The sequence below is a fragment of the Xanthomonas sp. 3793 genome, assembly GCF_024806835.1.
GTDB lineage: Bacteria > Pseudomonadota > Gammaproteobacteria > Xanthomonadales > Xanthomonadaceae > Xanthomonas > Xanthomonas arboricola_F.
This window is the reverse complement of record NZ_JANTYU010000006.1, coordinates 323472-340165: the sequence shown is the minus strand read 5'-3', so window position 1 is coordinate 340165 and position 16694 is coordinate 323472. Positions and strand designations below refer to the sequence as shown.

Genomic DNA, 16694 nt, shown 5'->3' with positions numbered 1-16694 from the left:
GCGGTACGCAACGCCAGGCGGACGCGGCCGGTGCCCGGTGCGGCAGCTGCCTCTCGCACACGCCGGTTCTTGCGCGCCGTCGCGCCCAGCTGACGACTGCTCGCTAGGTTTTGCTGGCCGCCGGGTCAGCGGACCGGTGGCGAGTGCACGCCCGGCATGGGGTCGGTGCCGGTCGTGGCCTGTTGCCTGAGCTGCAGCGCGTAGCTCCATAGATCGTCGAACAGCTGCGCATTGACCTTGGCATCGCTGCTATCGAGCGAGGTGTTGCTGATCAGCACCACCGCATTGTCGTGCGCCAGGTCCGACAGCATCTCGGTGTGCACGCCCGGGTCCGAGCCGCCGTGGCCGATGCGGGTGACGTTGTACTTGGTGGACCAGAAGATGCCGGAGTTCTTCTCGTTCAAGGCGATGTTGTCGGGCTTGTTGGCGGCGGTGTACTGGAAACGCAGCATCTGCGCGGTGGTGGTGGCGTCCAGGATGCGCACGCCCTGGTACTGGCCGCCATCGAGCAAGGCGATGAACAGCCTGGAGAGGTCGTTGACGCTGGTGCGCACGCCGCCATCGGGATAGGTGGTCAGCTCGTACGGCGGGATCGGTACGCTCACGCCGAACTGGCTCACATACAGCGTGGCCTGTGCGGCGGCCGGCAGATCGGCGGCATGCCAGGCGGTGTGCTGCATGCCCAGCGGCGCGAAGATGCGCGTGTGCGTGTAGCGCTCCAGCGACTGGCCCACCGCACGCGCAACGATGTAGCCCACCAGGCCGGCGCCGATGTTGGAGTACTCGCGATGCGTGCCGGGTTTGAGCTGCAGATAGTTCTGCGCCCGGTAGTCGCACCCGCCGGGCGCCAGATAGCCGCGCAGGAACTCGCCCAACGGCGCGGCCGGCATGCCTTGCCAGCGATAGGTGTCGCGGTAGACCTCCCAGCGGTCGGTCAGGCTGGACGTATGCGTGGCCAGTTGCCGCAAGGTGATCGGCACGTCCGGAAACTGCGGGTTGCGCACCGCGAACGGTAGATAGGTGTTGATGTCCGCATCCAGCGCCAGCTTGCCGTCCTGCACCGCCTGCATCAGCGCCACGCCGGTCACGGTCTTGCTGATCGAGCCGATGCTCATGACGGTGTCGGGCGTGAACGGCGTGCCGCGTGCGCGGTCGGCAAAACCGATACCGCCGGTCCAGACCACCTTGCGGTCGCGGATGATCGCCGCGCCCAGGCCGACGATGCCGGCGGCGTCCATGCGTTGCTGGAGTGTGCGCGTGATGGCATCCGGCGCGGGCGGCTGGCCTGGCCCGCTCGCCATCGCCTGACCACTGCAAAGCAGACCGATCGTCAGCCCGACCCGTGCCGTCCATCCCGCTGCTGTGCCTGCACGCATGGCGCCCTCCGTCCGTGATGTGCTTGCTGCAGATGCCCGGCATGGGCGGCGGTACGCGGCAACGCCGCTGCAGCAGCGCACGCAGTCTTGCAATCCATCGATTCGGACGCCAGCGCGATGCGACCAAACCGCCCGAACGCCCGACGAAACGCCGCGCGCTCGGCTTGTGCACCGTGCCGATCGCGCAGCGGTCCCCGCGCCACACCGATGGTCTTACACTCAGCGGCTAACCCCGCAGCTGTCGTCCGTCTTCGATGATCATCTCTGCCGCTTCCGATTACCGCGCCGCCGCCCAGGCGCGGCTGCCCCCCTTCCTGTTCCATTACATCGACGGAGGCGCCTACGCCGAGCACACGCTGCGGCGCAATGTCTCGGATCTGGCCGATATCGCGCTGCGCCAGCGGGTGTTGCGCAACATGTCCGACCTGAGCCTGAGCACCGAGCTGTTCGGCGAAACCCTGGCGATGCCGGTGGCCCTGGCGCCGGTGGGGCTGACCGGCATGTATGCGCGCCGTGGCGAAGTGCAGGCGGCGCGCGCCGCGGCCGCGCGCGGAATCCCGTTTACGTTGTCCACGGTGTCGGTGTGCCCGATCGAGGAAGTGGCGCCGGCCATCGGCCGGCCGATGTGGTTCCAGCTGTACGTGCTCAAGGACCGCGGTTTCATGCGCAACGCGCTGGAGCGCGCCAAGGCAGCCGGCGTCACCACGCTGGTGTTCACCGTGGACATGCCCACGCCGGGCGCGCGTTACCGCGATGCGCACTCGGGCATGAGCGGGCCCAATGCATCGCTGCGGCGCATGCTGCAGGCGGTGACGCATCCGCGCTGGGCGTGGGACGTGGGCCTGCTCGGCAAACCGCACGATCTGGGCAACATCTCGGCCTATCGCGGCAGCCCCACCGGCCTGCAGGACTACATCGGCTGGCTGGGCGCCAACTTCGACCCGTCCATCGCCTGGAAGGACCTGGAATGGATCCGCGAGTTCTGGACCGGGCCGATGGTGATCAAGGGCATCCTCGACCCGGACGACGCGCGCGATGCGGTGCGCTTCGGCGCCGACGGCATCGTGGTGTCCAACCACGGCGGGCGCCAGCTCGATGGCGTGCTGTCCAGCGCACGCGCATTGCCGGCGATCGCCGAAGCGGTGAAGGGCGATCTGAAGATCCTTGCCGACTCGGGCATCCGCAGTGGGTTGGACGTGGTGCGCATGCTGGCGCTCGGTGCCGATGCGGTCTTGCTGGGCCGCGCTTTCGTCTACGCGCTGGCGGCAGGCGGGCAGGCCGGCGTGGAAAACCTGCTGGGCTTGATCGAAAAGGAAATGCGCGTGGCGATGACGCTGACAGGCACCCACTCGATTGCCGAGATCGGCAGCGATGCGTTGAGCCGGGTGACGCGCGAGGCCGCGGTCTCGGCGTAGACGCCGTGCAGGCCTGGACGCCGTTGGCCGCGCCTGCGTGCCGATGGGCGCAATCGCCATGCATCGGCAGGGGTGCGCGGGTTGCATGCGGCGTGCAGGTACCGCTGCAGCCGGCTTGCGTCTGTCGCCATGGCGGGCAAATGCGTCCGCCAGCGGCTGCATTGCTGGCCCAACCGGACTGGCTGGAACAGCCTGTCTGCAGTGGCACAACGCGCAGCGGTCCACCCTGCCGCGTTAGCCGCAAGGCCCGCACTCGGAGATGAGGCGCACCAGGTGCGCCTGCGCTATTCAATCTCCAGCATCTTGCCGGCCATCAGCGCCTGGGCAATGGCGAAGACGTTGCGCGTGTCGGCAACGATTCCATCTGCGCCGAGCACCACGCGCTGATCCTGGGCGCCATCCATTGCCCGTTCCAGGACCTGGTTGTAGCGGAAACTCAGCAGCAGTGGACCCAGCAGCACGGCGCGCTGCGCTTCCGGCAGCGGGGCGCCGCCTGGCGATGCCTGGTGCTGGGCCGCATCGACCACCGCGTTCCACCCGGCGATATAGGCATTGGCCTCGATCGCCATGTTGTGGTTCAGCGCCTCCTGCGCCATCGCCGTTGCGTCGAACTCGGTTCCCTTGGCCTGTGCATCGCCGATACCGGCGGCCATCTTGTCCGCCAGCGTCCGCTCGAACTGTGCATGCCGTTCGGCGACCGCCGCGTGCACTGCCAGATGGGCGAGCACGAACACCAGGTTGTCTGCGGCAAGGTCGCCACTGCGCAGCGCATGTGGGCGTGGGGTCTCACGCAGTTGCTGGAGCAGCCCGCTGGTGAGGATCATCTCCTTGTCCAGAACCGCCGCGGCGAAAGGACGGTTCTTGATGACTGGCTGCGCGGTGTCGGCCACGACACGGATGCGCCTGAGTTGCCCGGCATCGACAAGTTGCACTAACTGCCCACGTAGCAGGGGCGCGGCGCGGACCGATGCCCGCACCTGCTGCGCCTCGACATCGCTGCCTTGAATGCCGGCAAGTACCGGGTCGAGCTTGTCTGCTGCACAGGCCGGCAGCACGCACAACCAGGTGAGCATGAAGACGCAAGCGCGCATCACTGACATTGCAGAGTCCCTTCATCGCAATCCACGTGTCCGCAAGCTAGCACGGCCTGCGCTGCCGCTTCCAGGCGGTGTGGATCACGCCCTGGGCAACCGTTGCTTCACCGCCAACACCTGCGCCCACGGGTCAACGCGCTGGCGCCTGGCACGGTGCATGGCCTTGTCGATCGGGAATGCATCCGGTCCGCTGATCTTGCCGAGTTCTTCCCAGCGCAAGGGCACCGCAACGGTGGCTTTTTCGCGCGCGCGCAGCGACCACGAACACACGCTGGTGTTGCCGCGGCCGTTGCGTAGCCAGTCGACGAAGATCACGCCGTGGCGCTTGGCCTTGCTCATGGTGGCCACGTAGCGCTCCGGCGCTTGCGTGGCCAGCGCCTGCGCAAATGCCTCGCAGAAATCGCGCGCCTGCTCCCAGCCCGCATCGGGCACGATCGGCACGACGACATGCAGGCCTTTGCCACCGGACAGGCGCACCGCGCTCTCCAGGCCTGCACTGCGCAGCTTGGCGCGGATGTCGCGCGCGGCAGCCACCACGTCGGCCCAGGACACCCCATCGCCGGGATCCAGGTCGAACACCAGGCGGTCCGGATGCTCCGCATCGTCGGTGCGCGATCCCCACGGATGCAGCTCCAACGCGTTCATCTGCACCAGCTCGAGCAGGCCGGCGGCATCTTCGACGTAGATGTAATCCTCGGTGCCGCTCTTCTGCTGCAGCGGAATCGCCTTGATATGCGTGCCCAGGTGGCGGCCTTCGTGCTTCTGGAAGAAGCAGTCGCCACCGGCGCCGTCGGGGCAGCGCAGCAGCGACAAGGGGCGGCGCGCGATCTCTGCCAGCACCAGCGGCGCCACTGCCCGGTAGTACTCGGCCACATCGCCCTTGCTGATGCCCAGGGCGGGAAACACCACGCGTTCGGGATGGGTGATGGTGATGCCGTCTGTGGACGTGGACGTGGATTTGGACGCTGTCGACGTGGACACCGTGGATTTCGATACGCTGGACCTGGACGCCGCAGCTTTTTTGGATGTCGGGGTCGCGCTCGTCTTCGATGCCGTCGAACGCGCGCGTTTGCTGGTGGTGCTGGTGGAGGCGTCGACTGTCGTTCTGGATGTTTTCCTGGTCGCCGTCTTGCGCGCCGGCGCAGCGGCTGTTGCCGCACCACGTTTGCCCGCAGCACGCGCCTTGCCCGGCGCGGCGCGGTCGCCGCCCAACTCGCTCATGGGTTTGTCCTCGCGCAGACGCTTGAACGCGGCCTGCCGCAGCAGGCCTTCCTTCGCCCAGCCGCGGAAAGCGACCTCGGCGATCAGCACCGGCCGGACCCAATGCACATCGCGTGGCCGCCCCTGGAGGTGCGTCGGCAATTCCAGCGTGGCGGTGTCGCTGTGCAGCGCCTGCAGCAGCGCGGTGATCTTTGTCAGCAAGGCATCGTCGAAGCCGGTACCCACACGCCCGACATAGCGCAGCGTGTTGCCCTCGCGCTGCGCCATCAGCAAGGCGCCGAAGCCGCTGCGTGCGCCCTTGGGGTCGGTGTAGCCCACCACCACGAACTCGTCGCTGTCTGCGTGCTTGGTCTTGACCCAATCGGCGCTGCGTCCTGCGCGATAAGGCGCATCGGCGAGCTTGCTGACGATGCCTTCCCAGCCGGTGCCGGCGCTGGCCGCGAACACCTCCGGGCCGTGGCCGATCACATGGTCGCTAAACGCCAGCGTACCTGGCTCATCGCCCAGCAACTCGTGCAGCAATTGCTTGCGTTGCAGCAACGGGGTATCGCGCAGATCCACCCCGGCCACGCCCAGCAGGTCGAACACGATGTAGCGCAGCGGCTGCACGGCGCTGCCATCGAGCGCACGTTGCAGCGCCGAGAAATCGGTGCGTCCCTTGGCGTCCAGCACCACCAGCTCGCCATCCAGGCGCGCATCACGCACCGGCAAGGCCTGCACTGCGCGCACCACGTCCGGAAAACGCTGTGTCCAGGCCTGGTCGTTACGCGAGCGCAGTTGCACCTGGCCATCGACCATGTCGGCCAGCAGGCGATAGCCGTCCCACTTGATCTCGTGCAACCAGCGCTCGCCATCCGGTGCCTGCTCGCGCAGCAAGGTCAGTTGCGCGCGAAGCTCGGTTGGGCTTGGCGCATCGCGCGCACTGTCAAGCGCCAGGGCGCGGGTCCGCCATTGCCTGGAGTCCGCACGCGCTGGACGTGCGCGTTTGCCTGCCGCCGTCGTCTTGGCGCTCGCCTTTGCCGCGGGCGCACGCCGTGCCCGGCTGGCCTTGGCACGGGTTGCAGGCGCCGCAGCCGGTGCGCCTGCGGCCTGCTGGGCCACCAGCGCATCGGCATCCAGATCGGCCGCGTACGCATCGGTGCGCTTGAACAGCAGCCATTGCGGTTTGCCGCCGCGCATCTGTGTGCGTACCAAGGCAAAACCGCCGCGCAGCAGCGTGCCCTGCAGTTCGAATTCCAGCTTGCCCGCGTCCAGCGCCGCCAACGCATCGCCTTCGCAGTGCCACTGTCCGTGGTCGAACACATCGACATGCCCGGCGCCGTAGTGGCCCTGCGGAATATCGCCCTCGAAGCTGGCATACGACAGCGGGTGATCCTCCACCTGAACCGCCAGCCGCTTTTCGCCAACGCGCAACGAAGGGCCCTTCGGCACGGCCCAACTCTTGAGCACACCATCGACCTCCAGACGGAAGTCGTAATGGCGCGAGCTGGCGTGGTGCAATTGCACGACGAAGATCGGCTGCTTGCTGGCACGCGCAGGCGTGTCGCCGGCCGGCTCCGGGGTCTGGTCGAAGCGGCGCTTGGCGTTGTAGTCGCGCAATGACATGGGCGGGGCCTATCCAGCCTTGCGGCGTGGCGCCGCCTTGCTGGCCGTCGTCTTGGCGGTCTTGGCTACGGTCTTCTTGATGGTCTTCTTGGTGGCCTTTTTTGCCGCTTTCTTGGTAGCGGTCTTGGCGGTCTTTTTGGCCGACCCCGCCGCCGGCGCGCTGCTCTTCTTGGCCGGGGTGCGCGTCTTGGCCTGCAGGCTCTTCTGCAGCAGCGACATGAAATCGACCACGTTGGTGCTGGCGTCTTCGTGCTGCGGCGGCTCGATATCCACCTTGGTGGTGCCGCCCTTGGCCTGGATGCGCTTGCGCAGGATCTGCTCGAGTTTGCCGCGGAATTCGTCGTGGTAGTCCTCCGGCTGCCAGGTGCCGGACATCGACTCGATCAGCTGCCTGGCCATCTCCTGTTCCTTGGGCGTGATGCGGTACTCGCCCACTGCGCCGGCCGGCAACTTGAAGTCCTGCGGGTCCACCACTTCCTGCTGGTAGCGCAGCAGCAGCAGGATCAGGGCATCGCCTTGCGGCATCACCGCAGCCAGGTACTCGCGGGTGCGGATGACCACCTTGGCAATCCCCACCTTGCCGGTGTCGCGCAGCGTTTCGCGCAGCAGCACATAGCCTTTTTCGGCCTTCTTGCCCGGCACCAGGATGTAGGGCTTCTCGAAATAGCGCGGGTCGATCTCGGCCGCATCGACAAAGGTTTCCACTTCCACCGTCTCGTGGCTTTCCGGCGAGGCCGAGCGGATGTCCTGCTCTTCGACAATGACGTAGCTGCCCTTGTCGTACTCGAACGCCTTGACGATTTCCTTCCACGGCACTTCATCGCCGGTGTCGGCGTTGACGCGCTCGAAACGGATCGGCTTCTTGTCGCGCGAATCGAGCATGCGGAAATGCAGGTCCACCTTGCGTTCGCCGGACATCAACGCTACCGGCACGTTGAGCAGGCCGAACGACAGCGTGCCGGTCCAGATCGGTCGGGCCATCAGTGCGCCGCTCCATGGATGGCCGCGTCGGGGATATGGTCCAGCGCCAGCCACGCGTCCTCGACAATGGTGCGGGCGTGCGGCCAGTCCAGGCGCGAGTCACCGCGCATGCTTTCCCACTGCGCGGCCAGCGCCTGCTCACAGTGCGCATCGTTACCGCGCGGCCAGTCTGCGGCGTGGGTCAGCCGGGCGAACGCGTAGGCCGGCGAGAGATCGCGCCAGGTCGGCCCGCCCCGTCGGCGGCGGCGCTGGTAGTCGGCCAGGCTATAGCACTGGAAGTCCTGCGCTACGCCCACTGCATCGATTGGTGGCCACTTGCGATGAGTCCGCTTGGCCGCTGCAGGGTCGGCCTGCGCACTGAACAGGCGACGGTCGGGACGGCGGTCCTGGGGGCGCATGGCCTGCTCCACGGTACGGCGGTGAGGGCCCACATCAGTAGCGCCGCTGCCGTGATCCAGCTGTGAGAAATCCGCATAGGTTTTGCGATTTGCGTGCCCTTCACCCCGCACGCGCTGAACTGATGGCCCTACCCAGATACCAGGAGCGGCGCCATGTCCCGCGACCCCTTACGCGAACAGCCTGCCCAGCCCGGCGAACAGCACGGCAAGCGCGACGCCGAGCACTACGAAGACCGTGGTGCCGGCGATACACCAGGCCGCCTGATCCCGGCCGATGACGAAACCCCTGCCAAGACACCGGGCACTGCGCCATCCACGGCGACGGATGAGTGAGTGCGTGGGCCGAGCGCTGTCTTGTTGGAAGCGTGTTGTTGCAAGGCGAACCGAAGGGCGTCAGCTTGCCGACTAGCAAGTGCTGCTGATCTCGATGCGCCTGGCTTACGCACGGCCGGCTTGCTGCAACCGTGCGAATTCATCATCCCCGAACAGCCGCGACCGCACCAGGAAACGCACGCCTTCGCCATTTTCCAGCGAGAACATGCCACCACGGCCCGGCACCACATCGATGATCAGCTGGGTGTGCTTCCAGTAGTCGAATTGCGACGCACTGATATAGAACGGTGCACCGCCGATCTCGCCCAGCAGCACGTCGCGATCGCCGACGATGAAGTCGCCGACCGCAAAGCACATCGGCGACGAGCCATCGCAGCAACCACCGGATTGATGGAACAGCAGATCGCCATGCCGCGCACGCAGGGTGTCGATCAGCTGCAATGCCGCCGGTGTTGCCAAGACCTGCAATGGCAAACTGTTCTGGGTGATCGTGCCGTGCATCGTCCGCCTCCAGCGGCCGCGTCAGGCGGCCATCTCGCGCACGATACGCCTCTCGGCCGTGCCGGCGCGCATGCAGGCAACTGACGTTGATGTCGCTGTGGGGTGCGTCGGCCGCAGCAGTCGTAGCCACCTTCCCGGGTGTCCTGCAGCCGCTGCGCACCGCCTGGGGTCACCCGGCACGCGGGCAGCTCGCGCGGCCGGCCCGCCCACGACCAGCGACTGCCCCTGCCGGGCTCACACGCAGTGTCCGCGTGAGGCCGCTACCCGCGGCAGCGCGGAAGCAGCGCGTACAAAGCGGCACTGGCAGAACGGCAGCGGCCGCACGGATGCGGACGGTCGTCGCCGCCCTCACATGCCACTCGTACACTGCGCGCGTGTGCGCCACCCGCATCCAGCCGACGCCTGCGCGTCGCATGTTGCTGGTCGCTGCGCGCCTCAACGCTCATACGGAGGGAACCACACCATGAAGCAACGCCTGCTCACCGCCGCCCTGCTGGCCCTGCTCCTGCAAGGCTGCCAGATGCCGGAGCCGGCTGCCGCCGCCGATCCCGCTGCGCCGACTTCTGCCGCCCCGGCACCAACCACCCCGGCCGCCCCGGCAGCGGAGCGCCCCGCGTTGCCCCAGGCGGCCTGCGAGAGGACCGAAGACGGCTTCTCTGCGTTCTTGGAAGCGATCGTCGCCGATCCGGCGTTACGCGCGGCCTACAGCGCCCCGCACGTCGCAGAACGCGACCTGCGCGACCCGTCCAAGCCGGCGGAGCGCCCGAGCGCGCCGTTCCGGCTGGTCCTGATCGATTCGCGCTGGTCCTACGACGAGCCGGACAAACAGCCCGAGCAACTGTCCCGGGTCAAGCTGGAGCTCAAGCCCGACGGCGAGCGCATGCGCGCAGAGTTCATCAGGGCCGAGTTCTCCCCCGACGAAGAGGTCATCAAGACCGTCGGGGCACCGGAGGCCTATGTGTTCGACTACACGCAGCAATGCTGGCAGTTGACCCAGCATCTGCGCTGATCGGCCGTCCGCCAGGCTGCCCGCGGCCTGGCCAGGTCAGCATCGGTTGTCTCGCTATCAATAAGGAAATTGCACATGCCCAGATACACCATCGTCGAATCGGTCGGACGCGGCGTCCAGCATATCCACGACTACGAGGACATCGAGCGCCATCACCCCACGCGCGGCAACGAGCGCGGGCGCGTGTACGGCACCGTCAATGGCGAACGCGAGGAATTGCTCGGCAATTACAGGGGTGCGGCAACGGTGTCGCGCGATGGCGACCATTACGTGTCCAAGGATTTCGTGCTGCAGGCCGGTGGGGTCAGTAGTGTGCCGGTACCGGCCATCGCCAGCGGTTATATCGGGCGCGTGGATGCCAGCGACGGCATCGTGCAGATCTACGACAAGCCTGCTTCCGACCCGAGCCGTGAAATGATCGCCCAGTACCGGCATCTGGACCTGCGCAATACCCAGCTGGAAACCGGTGCACGCATCGAGTACGGGCAGTCGGTGGGCATCCAGGGCGGCTTCAACAACGGCAATCCCAGTGCGTTCGGCAAGCATGTGCATGTGGACATCAACACCGGCTATCTGCCGCAGGCCGACCGCTACATCCGCGACATCAGCAGCGGCGCGATCACCACCGATCAGCGTCCGCAACATGCCCAGCCCAATCTCACCGGCACCGCCCAGGTGACCGACATTTCGGGCAATGGCCGCACAGTCGCGGCGCCGGTTGGCACTGCGGCGGTGAGCGCCGCTCCACTGGCCGACGGCGTGCTGCGCAAGGACGAACATGGACCTGAGGTCAAAGCCCTGCAGGAACGCCTCAATGCGCTGGGCTATACCGATGCCCAGGGCCAGGCATTGGGCACCGACGGCAAATTTGGCGATCGCACCCGGCAGGCCGTGCAGGCATTCCAGCGCGATCACCAGCTGAGCGATGATGGCATCGCCGGCCGGGACACCTTCAAGGCGCTGGCCGGCGCCCAGCCGCGCCAGCCCGACCCTGCCGCGGCCCGGCAGCAGCCTGAGGCGCCAGCACGCCAACCGCTGGTGTCCGATCCGGCGCATCCGCAGCATGCGATGTACCAACAGGCAGTGGGCGCGCTGGAAAAGCTCGGTCCCGCAGGCGGGTTCAAGGACCGCAAGGAACTGGAGCAGGCCGCCGGCACCCTCACCCACGACGCCAGCATCAGTGGGCTGACCCGCATCGACCACGTCACCCCCAACAAGGCGGGCAATGGTCTGTTTGCGGTGGAAGGCAGACTGGACGACCCGGCGCACCGCCGCGCCTACGTCGACCGCGACCAGGCGGTGCAACAGACGCTTGAGCAATCCACGCAGAAACTGCGGCAGGATCTGCCGGCCGGCATCGAGCAGGAGCCTGCGCGCGAAACCAACCGCGCGATGGCGATGTAGCCGATCGTCGCTGATCGCAACGCGCCGCAGGCGGCGCGGTCTGCTGCCTGCGGCGCATTGCCGTGTGCGCAATTGACCTACCGGGACACCGGACTAGCAGCTGCGACGTAAAGGCGGACCGCGTGCAGGGGCTGCATCCGGGTGATCCGAGCCGCAGCGCACACCGGCAGTGCCGTCGCCTATAGAGTGCCGATGGCAGCCTCGACGCGGGCGCACGCGGTGCCTGCGCTGCTTCTGGCGTGCCGCCCGAACAGGCGGCACGCCATCGGCTCAGAAGAACCCCAGCGCCTTCGGCGAATAGCTCACCAGCAGGTTCTTGGTCTGCTGATAATGGTCGAGCATCATCTTGTGATTCTCGCGGCCGATACCCGACTGCTTGTAACCGCCGAAGGCGGCATGCGCGGGATAGGCGTGATAGCAGTTGGTCCATACCCGCCCGGCCTGGATCGCGCGGCCCATCCGGTACAACCGCGACGCATCGCGGCTCCACACGCCGGCACCCAATCCGTAGAGCGTGTCGTTGGCGATCGCCAGCGCTTCGGCCTCGTCCTTGAAGGTGGTCACCGACACCACCGGGCCAAAGATCTCTTCCTGGAACACGCGCATCTTGTTGTGGCCCTTGAAGATGGTCGGCTTGACGTAGAAGCCTTCGGCCAGCTCGCCATCGAGCGTGTTGCGCTCGCCGCCGATCAACACTTGCGCGCCCTCCTGCCTGCCGATGTCGATGTACGACAGGATCTTTTCCAGCTGCTCGCTCGATGCCTGTGCGCCGACCATGGTGTTGGGATCGAGTGGGTTGCCCTGCTTGATCGCCGCTACGCGCTTGAGCGCCTTTTCCATGAACCTGTCGTAGATCGAGTCCTGGATCAGCGCGCGCGAGGGGCAGGTGCACACTTCGCCCTGATTGAAGGCGAACAGCACAAAGCCCTCCACCGCCTTGTCGAGAAAGTCGTCGTCTTCGGCCATGACATCGGCAAAGAAGATGTTGGGCGATTTGCCACCCAGCTCCAGCGTCACCGGAATCAGGTTCTGGCTGGCGTACTGCATGATCAGCCGGCCGGTGGTGGTTTCGCCGGTGAAGGCGATCTTGGCGATGCGCGGATTGCTGGCCAACGGCTTGCCGGCCTCGAGCCCGAAACCGTTGACCACGTTGAGCACGCCGGGCGGCAGCAGATCGCCGATGACTTCCATCAACACCAGGATCGAGGCCGGCGTCTGCTCGGCCGGCTTCATCACCACGCAGTTGCCGGCCGCCAGTGCCGGCGCCAGTTTCCAGCACGCCATCAACAGCGGGAAATTCCACGGAATGATCTGCCCCACCACGCCCAGCGGTTCGTGGAAATGATAGGCAATGGTGTCGCTGTCGATCTCGGAGATGCCGCCTTCCTGTGCACGGATGGCACCGGCGAAATAGCGGAAGTGATCCACGCATAGCGGCACATCGGCATTGAGCGTTTCGCGTACCGGTTTGCCGTTGTCCCAGGTTTCGGCATAGGCGAGCAGCTCAAGGTTCTGTTCGATGCGGTCGGCGATCTTGAGCAATACGTTGGAACGCTCGGTGGTCGAGGTCTTGCCCCACGCGTCCTTGGCCGCATGCGCGGCATCCAGTGCGGCTTCAATGTCCTGTGCGTTGGAGCGCGCAATCGAAGTGAACACCTTGCCGCTGATCGGCGTGGTGTTGTCGAAATACTGACCGCCGGTCGGCGCCACCCACTTGCCGCCGATGAAGTTGTCGTAGCGCGGCTTGAAGATGGACTGCGGGTCGGTGTTGAGTGGCTTGGCAGAGGGAAGCGCGTTCATCGTGGTCTCCTGGCAGCGTGGTCCGATGCGAACGTGTATACCCGCGCAAGTGCTAGCGCAATGTCGTGTGATGCGCTATTGCGCTGCGTCATTGCAGCGCTGCAGCGTCAGCGTATGAAATCGCCAGAATTACGCTGCAGCGCGTCATCGCGTGCGACCACGGCCAGGCGCCATGTGCGAGCAACTGCAGCGTGCGATGGATGAGCTGCACCCAATGCGCCGCACTCGCCTCACCCGTACGATGCAGTCGGCTCGCCCGTCGTATGAGGGAAGCGCGGAGCGGCGGCGCCGCAATGGCCGATTCCTACGGCACCAGCCGTCGGACCTGTCGTGCCGAGCGCAGCGATCAGATCCAGACGTCGTTGTCTGCGGTGTAGGCGCCACCCGCATCGCCGGTATTGACCACGCCGCGTGGCTCGACCAGCAGCACGCTGCACTCGTGCTCCGCCACTGGCCGGTGTTCGACCCCCTTGGGTACCACGTGCATCTGCCCGGCCGACAGCGCCACCACGCCATCGCGAAATTCGATGGTCATGTGGCCGTCCAGCACGATGAACACCTCGTCCGTGTCCGCATGCCGATGCCACACGAACGCACCCTGCAGCTTGACCAGCTTGAACTGGTAGTCGTTCATTTCCGCAACGACACGCGGGGACCAGTGCTGCGACAGCAGGGCGAGCTTGTCGCTGAAATCGATCGGGGCGTAGCGCGTATTCAACGGAAACATCCTTGTGCGGGGAATGCGCGTGCAAGCTTAGTGCATCGTATTGCGCACAGTCACTGCTGCAGAGTGCGGCGCATTGCAGCGACACTCAATGAACAACGCGACCGGTTTGCCCGGCGCGATGCCCGCTCATGCACCAGCGATGCGGGTGTCTGCCGCGCGCCACGCTTGCACGGCGGCGCTGACCTGCGCACCGTGACTTGCGCTGACATCGCGCACGGCAAAGGCGTGCGGCTGCCATTGCACCTGCGCGGCACGTCGTGCGCAGGCGGCATGTCTGTCTGCCAGAACGTCGGCCTGCTCGGTTGCGTTCAACGGCAGCAGGAGCGAAACGCCTGTGGCCGAGATCGTGCAGTTGATGTCCAGCCAGTAGCGGTTGTCCTCGCGCAGCAAAAACCAGTCTGCGGTGGCGTGATCGACGACGATCATGGTGGGGCCTTGCGTGGTGGGCACAGGTGGGGCATGTCGATGGCAAACCATGGGTTAGCGGGACGGCTTTGTCGCGCCCGGGTGCGCTCCTACGGTGACGGACGCGCGTTGTTGAACGCGCGCCGCATGCAGGTGGCTCAGCCGCCAAAATCCCACTGCAGGCCGACCGTATAGGTGCGGTCCGGGCCTGGTTCGTAATAGCGTCCGTTGCCGTCGTTGACGATCACCGAGCCGACGTAGTGCTGGTCCAGCGCATTGTCGATGCGGGCGAAGGTGCGCAGCCCGCCCAGCTTGGTGGTCCAGCGCCGGGAGGCTTCCAGGTTGACCAGCGCGTAGCCGGGCGCACGCTCGGTGGCCAGGTCGTTGACCACGGTGGCATCGGAGGCCACCGTTTCGGCGGCGAACTGCCATTGCAATGGCTGCCACTGCCAGCGCGCGAACAGTTGCTGGCGCGGCACGCCGGGCAGGCGCGACCCGCTCGCCACTGGCGCGGTGGGCGTGGCGCAGCCGCTGCTGGCGCAGGTGAGATAGCCATCGCGCACGGTGGCATCGACGAAGGTATAGGCCAGCTGCAACTGCTGGGTGTCGCCCACCGGTTGATTCCAGCTCAGCTCCGCGCCCTGGCGGCGGGTGGCGCCGATGTTGCGATAGGTGCTGCGGCCGTTGGTGTTGCTGGCCACTGCCAGCTCGTTGTCGGTGTCGGCGCGGAACAGCGCCAGCTGCAGCGCCGCGCCGCTCTGGGCGCGCCACTTGCTGCCGACCTCGTAGTTGCGGCTGGTGGCCGAGCCCAGGTCCAGCGCCAGACCCGCGCCGCCGTCGTTGCGGTACCCCAGCTCGTTGAAGGTGGGCGTTTCGAAGCCGCGTCCAGCCGAGGCGTAAAAACGCAGATCGTCGGTGGCGCGGAACACGATGCCGGCTACCGGCGTGGTGGCCGAATAATCGCGCCGCCCGCTGTCGTCGGGATTGCGGCCCACGATGTAATGGTCGTCCGAGCGGAAACGCACCTGGCTATGCCGCACGCCCAGCAATGCCGACCAGCGCTCGCTCCACTGCCACCAGGCCTGCGCAAACTGATCCACGTTCTCGACCTGGTCGCGCTGATTGCGGCGCAGCGCGCCCTGCACGCCCAGCGTGGTGCCGACGAAATTCTCGTAGCCGGTGCGGTGCTGGCGTTGACGATCCACGTTTGCGCCCACGGTCAGCTGCAAGGGCCGGCCCAGGGCCTCGCCTTGCCAGGCCCAACGCGCGTCGACACCTTCGTAATTGCTGTCCAGATCGATCACCCCGCCCGAATGCAGCGGATTGCGCTGCACCGCTACCGGCACCGCCAGGAACTGCTCCACGCTGCGCTGCCCGCCATAGGCCATCAGCCGCAACGTCTGGCTGTCGAACTGCTGGGTGAAGATCGCCCCGGCCTGCGATTGGCGCACCGATTTGCGGGTGTTGAACTGGGTGGCCACCGAGGTGGCCTGCGCCGGGTCGGCGTTGAATTGCGCGCGGGTCAGGCCCAGCGGGTCCTGTGCATCGGGCGCGTCCAGATAGTTGAGCACCAGGTCCAGCCGGCTGCCGGGTGCCAGGTCGAAGCCCAGCTTGGCGTTGACCGAGTCGCGCTTTGCGCGGCTATGGTCGCGGAAGCCGTCGGTTTCGAAATGATTGGCGGCCAGGTTGTAGTGCACCGCGCCCTGCTGGCCGAGCAATTGCGCGCCAACATTGACGGTGGCATTGCTGCCGTAGGTGGCACGCAGCCGCCACGGGTCGTCGGGCTTGCCGTCGGCGCTCCATAGTTGCAGCACGCCGCCGGAGGAATTGCCGTACAGCGCCGAAAACGGCCCGCGCAGCACTTCCACCCGCTCGGCGCCCAACACGTTGAAGTGCGACAGCTGGCCCTGGCCATCGGGCATGCTGGCCGGGATGCCGTCGACCAGCAGACGCACGCCGCGCACGCCGAAGGTGGAGCGCGCGCCGAAGCCGCGGATCGACAGCTGGGTGTCCTGCGCGTAGTTCTGGCGGTCGCGCGCCACCAGCCCGGGGATACCGTCCAGCAGCTCGGACACCTGCGCGCCACGGCGGTTGTCGTCGTCGGCCGCCACCACGGTGAACGAGGCCGGCAGGTCGAAGTCGTCCACGCCGTGCACACGCGCGGCGTCCACCTGCACGGCGGGCAGTGTCTGCGGCGCGGGTGCGGGCTCGGCGGCCAGGGCGGGCGCCACGGCGCTCGCAACGAACAGACCGCACGCAGCGGCCAACAGGGTGAGTCTGGGCATGGGCATAGTGTCCCTCATCCGTACTGTGGCCGCATCGTTGCGTACGGAACGAAGCATGCTACGCCGGCCATGGGCTGCTACGATGAAGTGGTTTGGCCCAGCTGCGGCCGAGCAACCCGGAAGTACCCCACTCTTTCGTC

The 16694-nt window shown here is 66.7% G+C and carries 14 protein-coding genes and 1 other RNA gene; 5 read left to right on the top strand and 10 right to left on the bottom strand.

The window, feature by feature from the left end:
* The first annotated feature begins 44 nt into the window (after positions 1-44).
* Positions 45-119: non-coding RNA, sX9 sRNA (locus tag FHY18_RS19670), on the top strand.
* 6 nt (positions 120-125) lie between these two features.
* Here FHY18_RS19670 and FHY18_RS19665 read toward each other — a convergent pair.
* A complete protein-coding gene (locus tag FHY18_RS19665; protein ID WP_259159274.1) occupies positions 126-1376 on the bottom strand; it encodes a serine hydrolase domain-containing protein in 1251 nt (416 codons plus the stop codon).
* Positions 1377-1630: 254 nt separating this feature from the next.
* On the opposite strand from FHY18_RS19665, the gene lldD reads away from it, so the two are divergent.
* Positions 1631-2791, top strand: a complete 1161-nt coding sequence (gene lldD / locus FHY18_RS19660; protein ID WP_259159273.1) for an FMN-dependent L-lactate dehydrogenase LldD — start codon at positions 1631-1633, stop codon at positions 2789-2791.
* Between the two features lie 284 nt (positions 2792-3075).
* Here lldD and FHY18_RS19655 read toward each other — a convergent pair whose 3' ends face one another.
* The 4 genes from FHY18_RS19655 to FHY18_RS19640 form a co-directional block, all read right to left on the bottom strand.
* Entirely contained in the window at positions 3076-3891 is an 816-nt protein-coding gene (locus FHY18_RS19655; protein WP_259159272.1) for a hypothetical protein, read from the bottom strand.
* Positions 3892-3966: 75 nt separating this feature from the next.
* Positions 3967-6711, bottom strand: coding sequence for a DNA ligase D (gene ligD, locus FHY18_RS19650; RefSeq protein WP_259159271.1), 2745 nt, complete (start codon positions 6709-6711; stop codon positions 3967-3969).
* 9 nt (positions 6712-6720) lie between these two features.
* A complete protein-coding gene (locus FHY18_RS19645) occupies positions 6721-7692 on the bottom strand; it encodes a Ku protein (RefSeq protein ID WP_259159270.1) in 972 nt (323 codons plus the stop codon).
* The gene (locus tag FHY18_RS19640) at positions 7692-8090 is read right to left on the bottom strand and encodes a hypothetical protein (protein ID WP_326521131.1); all 399 of its coding nucleotides are present in this window, start codon (positions 8088-8090) and stop codon (positions 7692-7694) included. The genes FHY18_RS19645 and FHY18_RS19640 overlap by 1 nt, the downstream gene beginning before the upstream one ends.
* Positions 8091-8243: 153 nt before the next feature.
* Here FHY18_RS19640 and FHY18_RS19635 point away from each other — a divergent pair, with 153 nt between their 5' ends.
* Positions 8244-8423, top strand: a complete 180-nt coding sequence (locus FHY18_RS19635) for a hypothetical protein (RefSeq protein ID WP_259159269.1) — start codon at positions 8244-8246, stop codon at positions 8421-8423.
* Between the two features lie 105 nt (positions 8424-8528).
* Here the strand turns inward: FHY18_RS19635 and FHY18_RS19630 are convergent, their stop codons facing one another.
* Entirely contained in the window at positions 8529-8924 is a 396-nt protein-coding gene (locus FHY18_RS19630; RefSeq protein ID WP_259159268.1) for a DUF779 domain-containing protein, read from the bottom strand.
* Positions 8925-9387: 463 nt separating this feature from the next.
* On the opposite strand from FHY18_RS19630, the gene FHY18_RS19625 reads away from it, so the two are divergent.
* A complete protein-coding gene (locus tag FHY18_RS19625) occupies positions 9388-9933 on the top strand; it encodes a hypothetical protein (protein ID WP_259159266.1) in 546 nt (181 codons plus the stop codon).
* 75 nt (positions 9934-10008) lie between these two features.
* Positions 10009-11337, top strand: coding sequence for a peptidoglycan-binding protein (locus FHY18_RS19620; protein WP_259159263.1), 1329 nt, complete (start codon positions 10009-10011; stop codon positions 11335-11337).
* Positions 11338-11607: 270 nt separating this feature from the next.
* Here FHY18_RS19620 and adh read toward each other — a convergent pair whose 3' ends face one another.
* The 4 genes from adh to FHY18_RS19600 form a co-directional block, all read right to left on the bottom strand.
* Entirely contained in the window at positions 11608-13137 is a 1530-nt protein-coding gene (gene adh, locus FHY18_RS19615; protein ID WP_259159261.1) for an aldehyde dehydrogenase, read from the bottom strand.
* A 346-nt stretch (positions 13138-13483) separates the two neighbouring features.
* The gene (locus FHY18_RS19610; protein ID WP_259159259.1) at positions 13484-13864 is read right to left on the bottom strand and encodes a cupin domain-containing protein; all 381 of its coding nucleotides are present in this window, start codon (positions 13862-13864) and stop codon (positions 13484-13486) included.
* Positions 13865-13990: 126 nt separating this feature from the next.
* Positions 13991-14290 carry a hypothetical protein gene (locus FHY18_RS19605; RefSeq protein WP_259159258.1) on the bottom strand — a complete coding sequence of 100 codons (300 nt, stop codon included), beginning with the start codon at positions 14288-14290 and terminating at the stop codon, positions 13991-13993.
* Positions 14291-14427: 137 nt separating this feature from the next.
* Positions 14428-16554, bottom strand: a complete 2127-nt coding sequence (locus FHY18_RS19600; protein WP_259159257.1) for a TonB-dependent receptor — start codon at positions 16552-16554, stop codon at positions 14428-14430.
* Positions 16555-16694 lie beyond the last annotated feature (140 nt).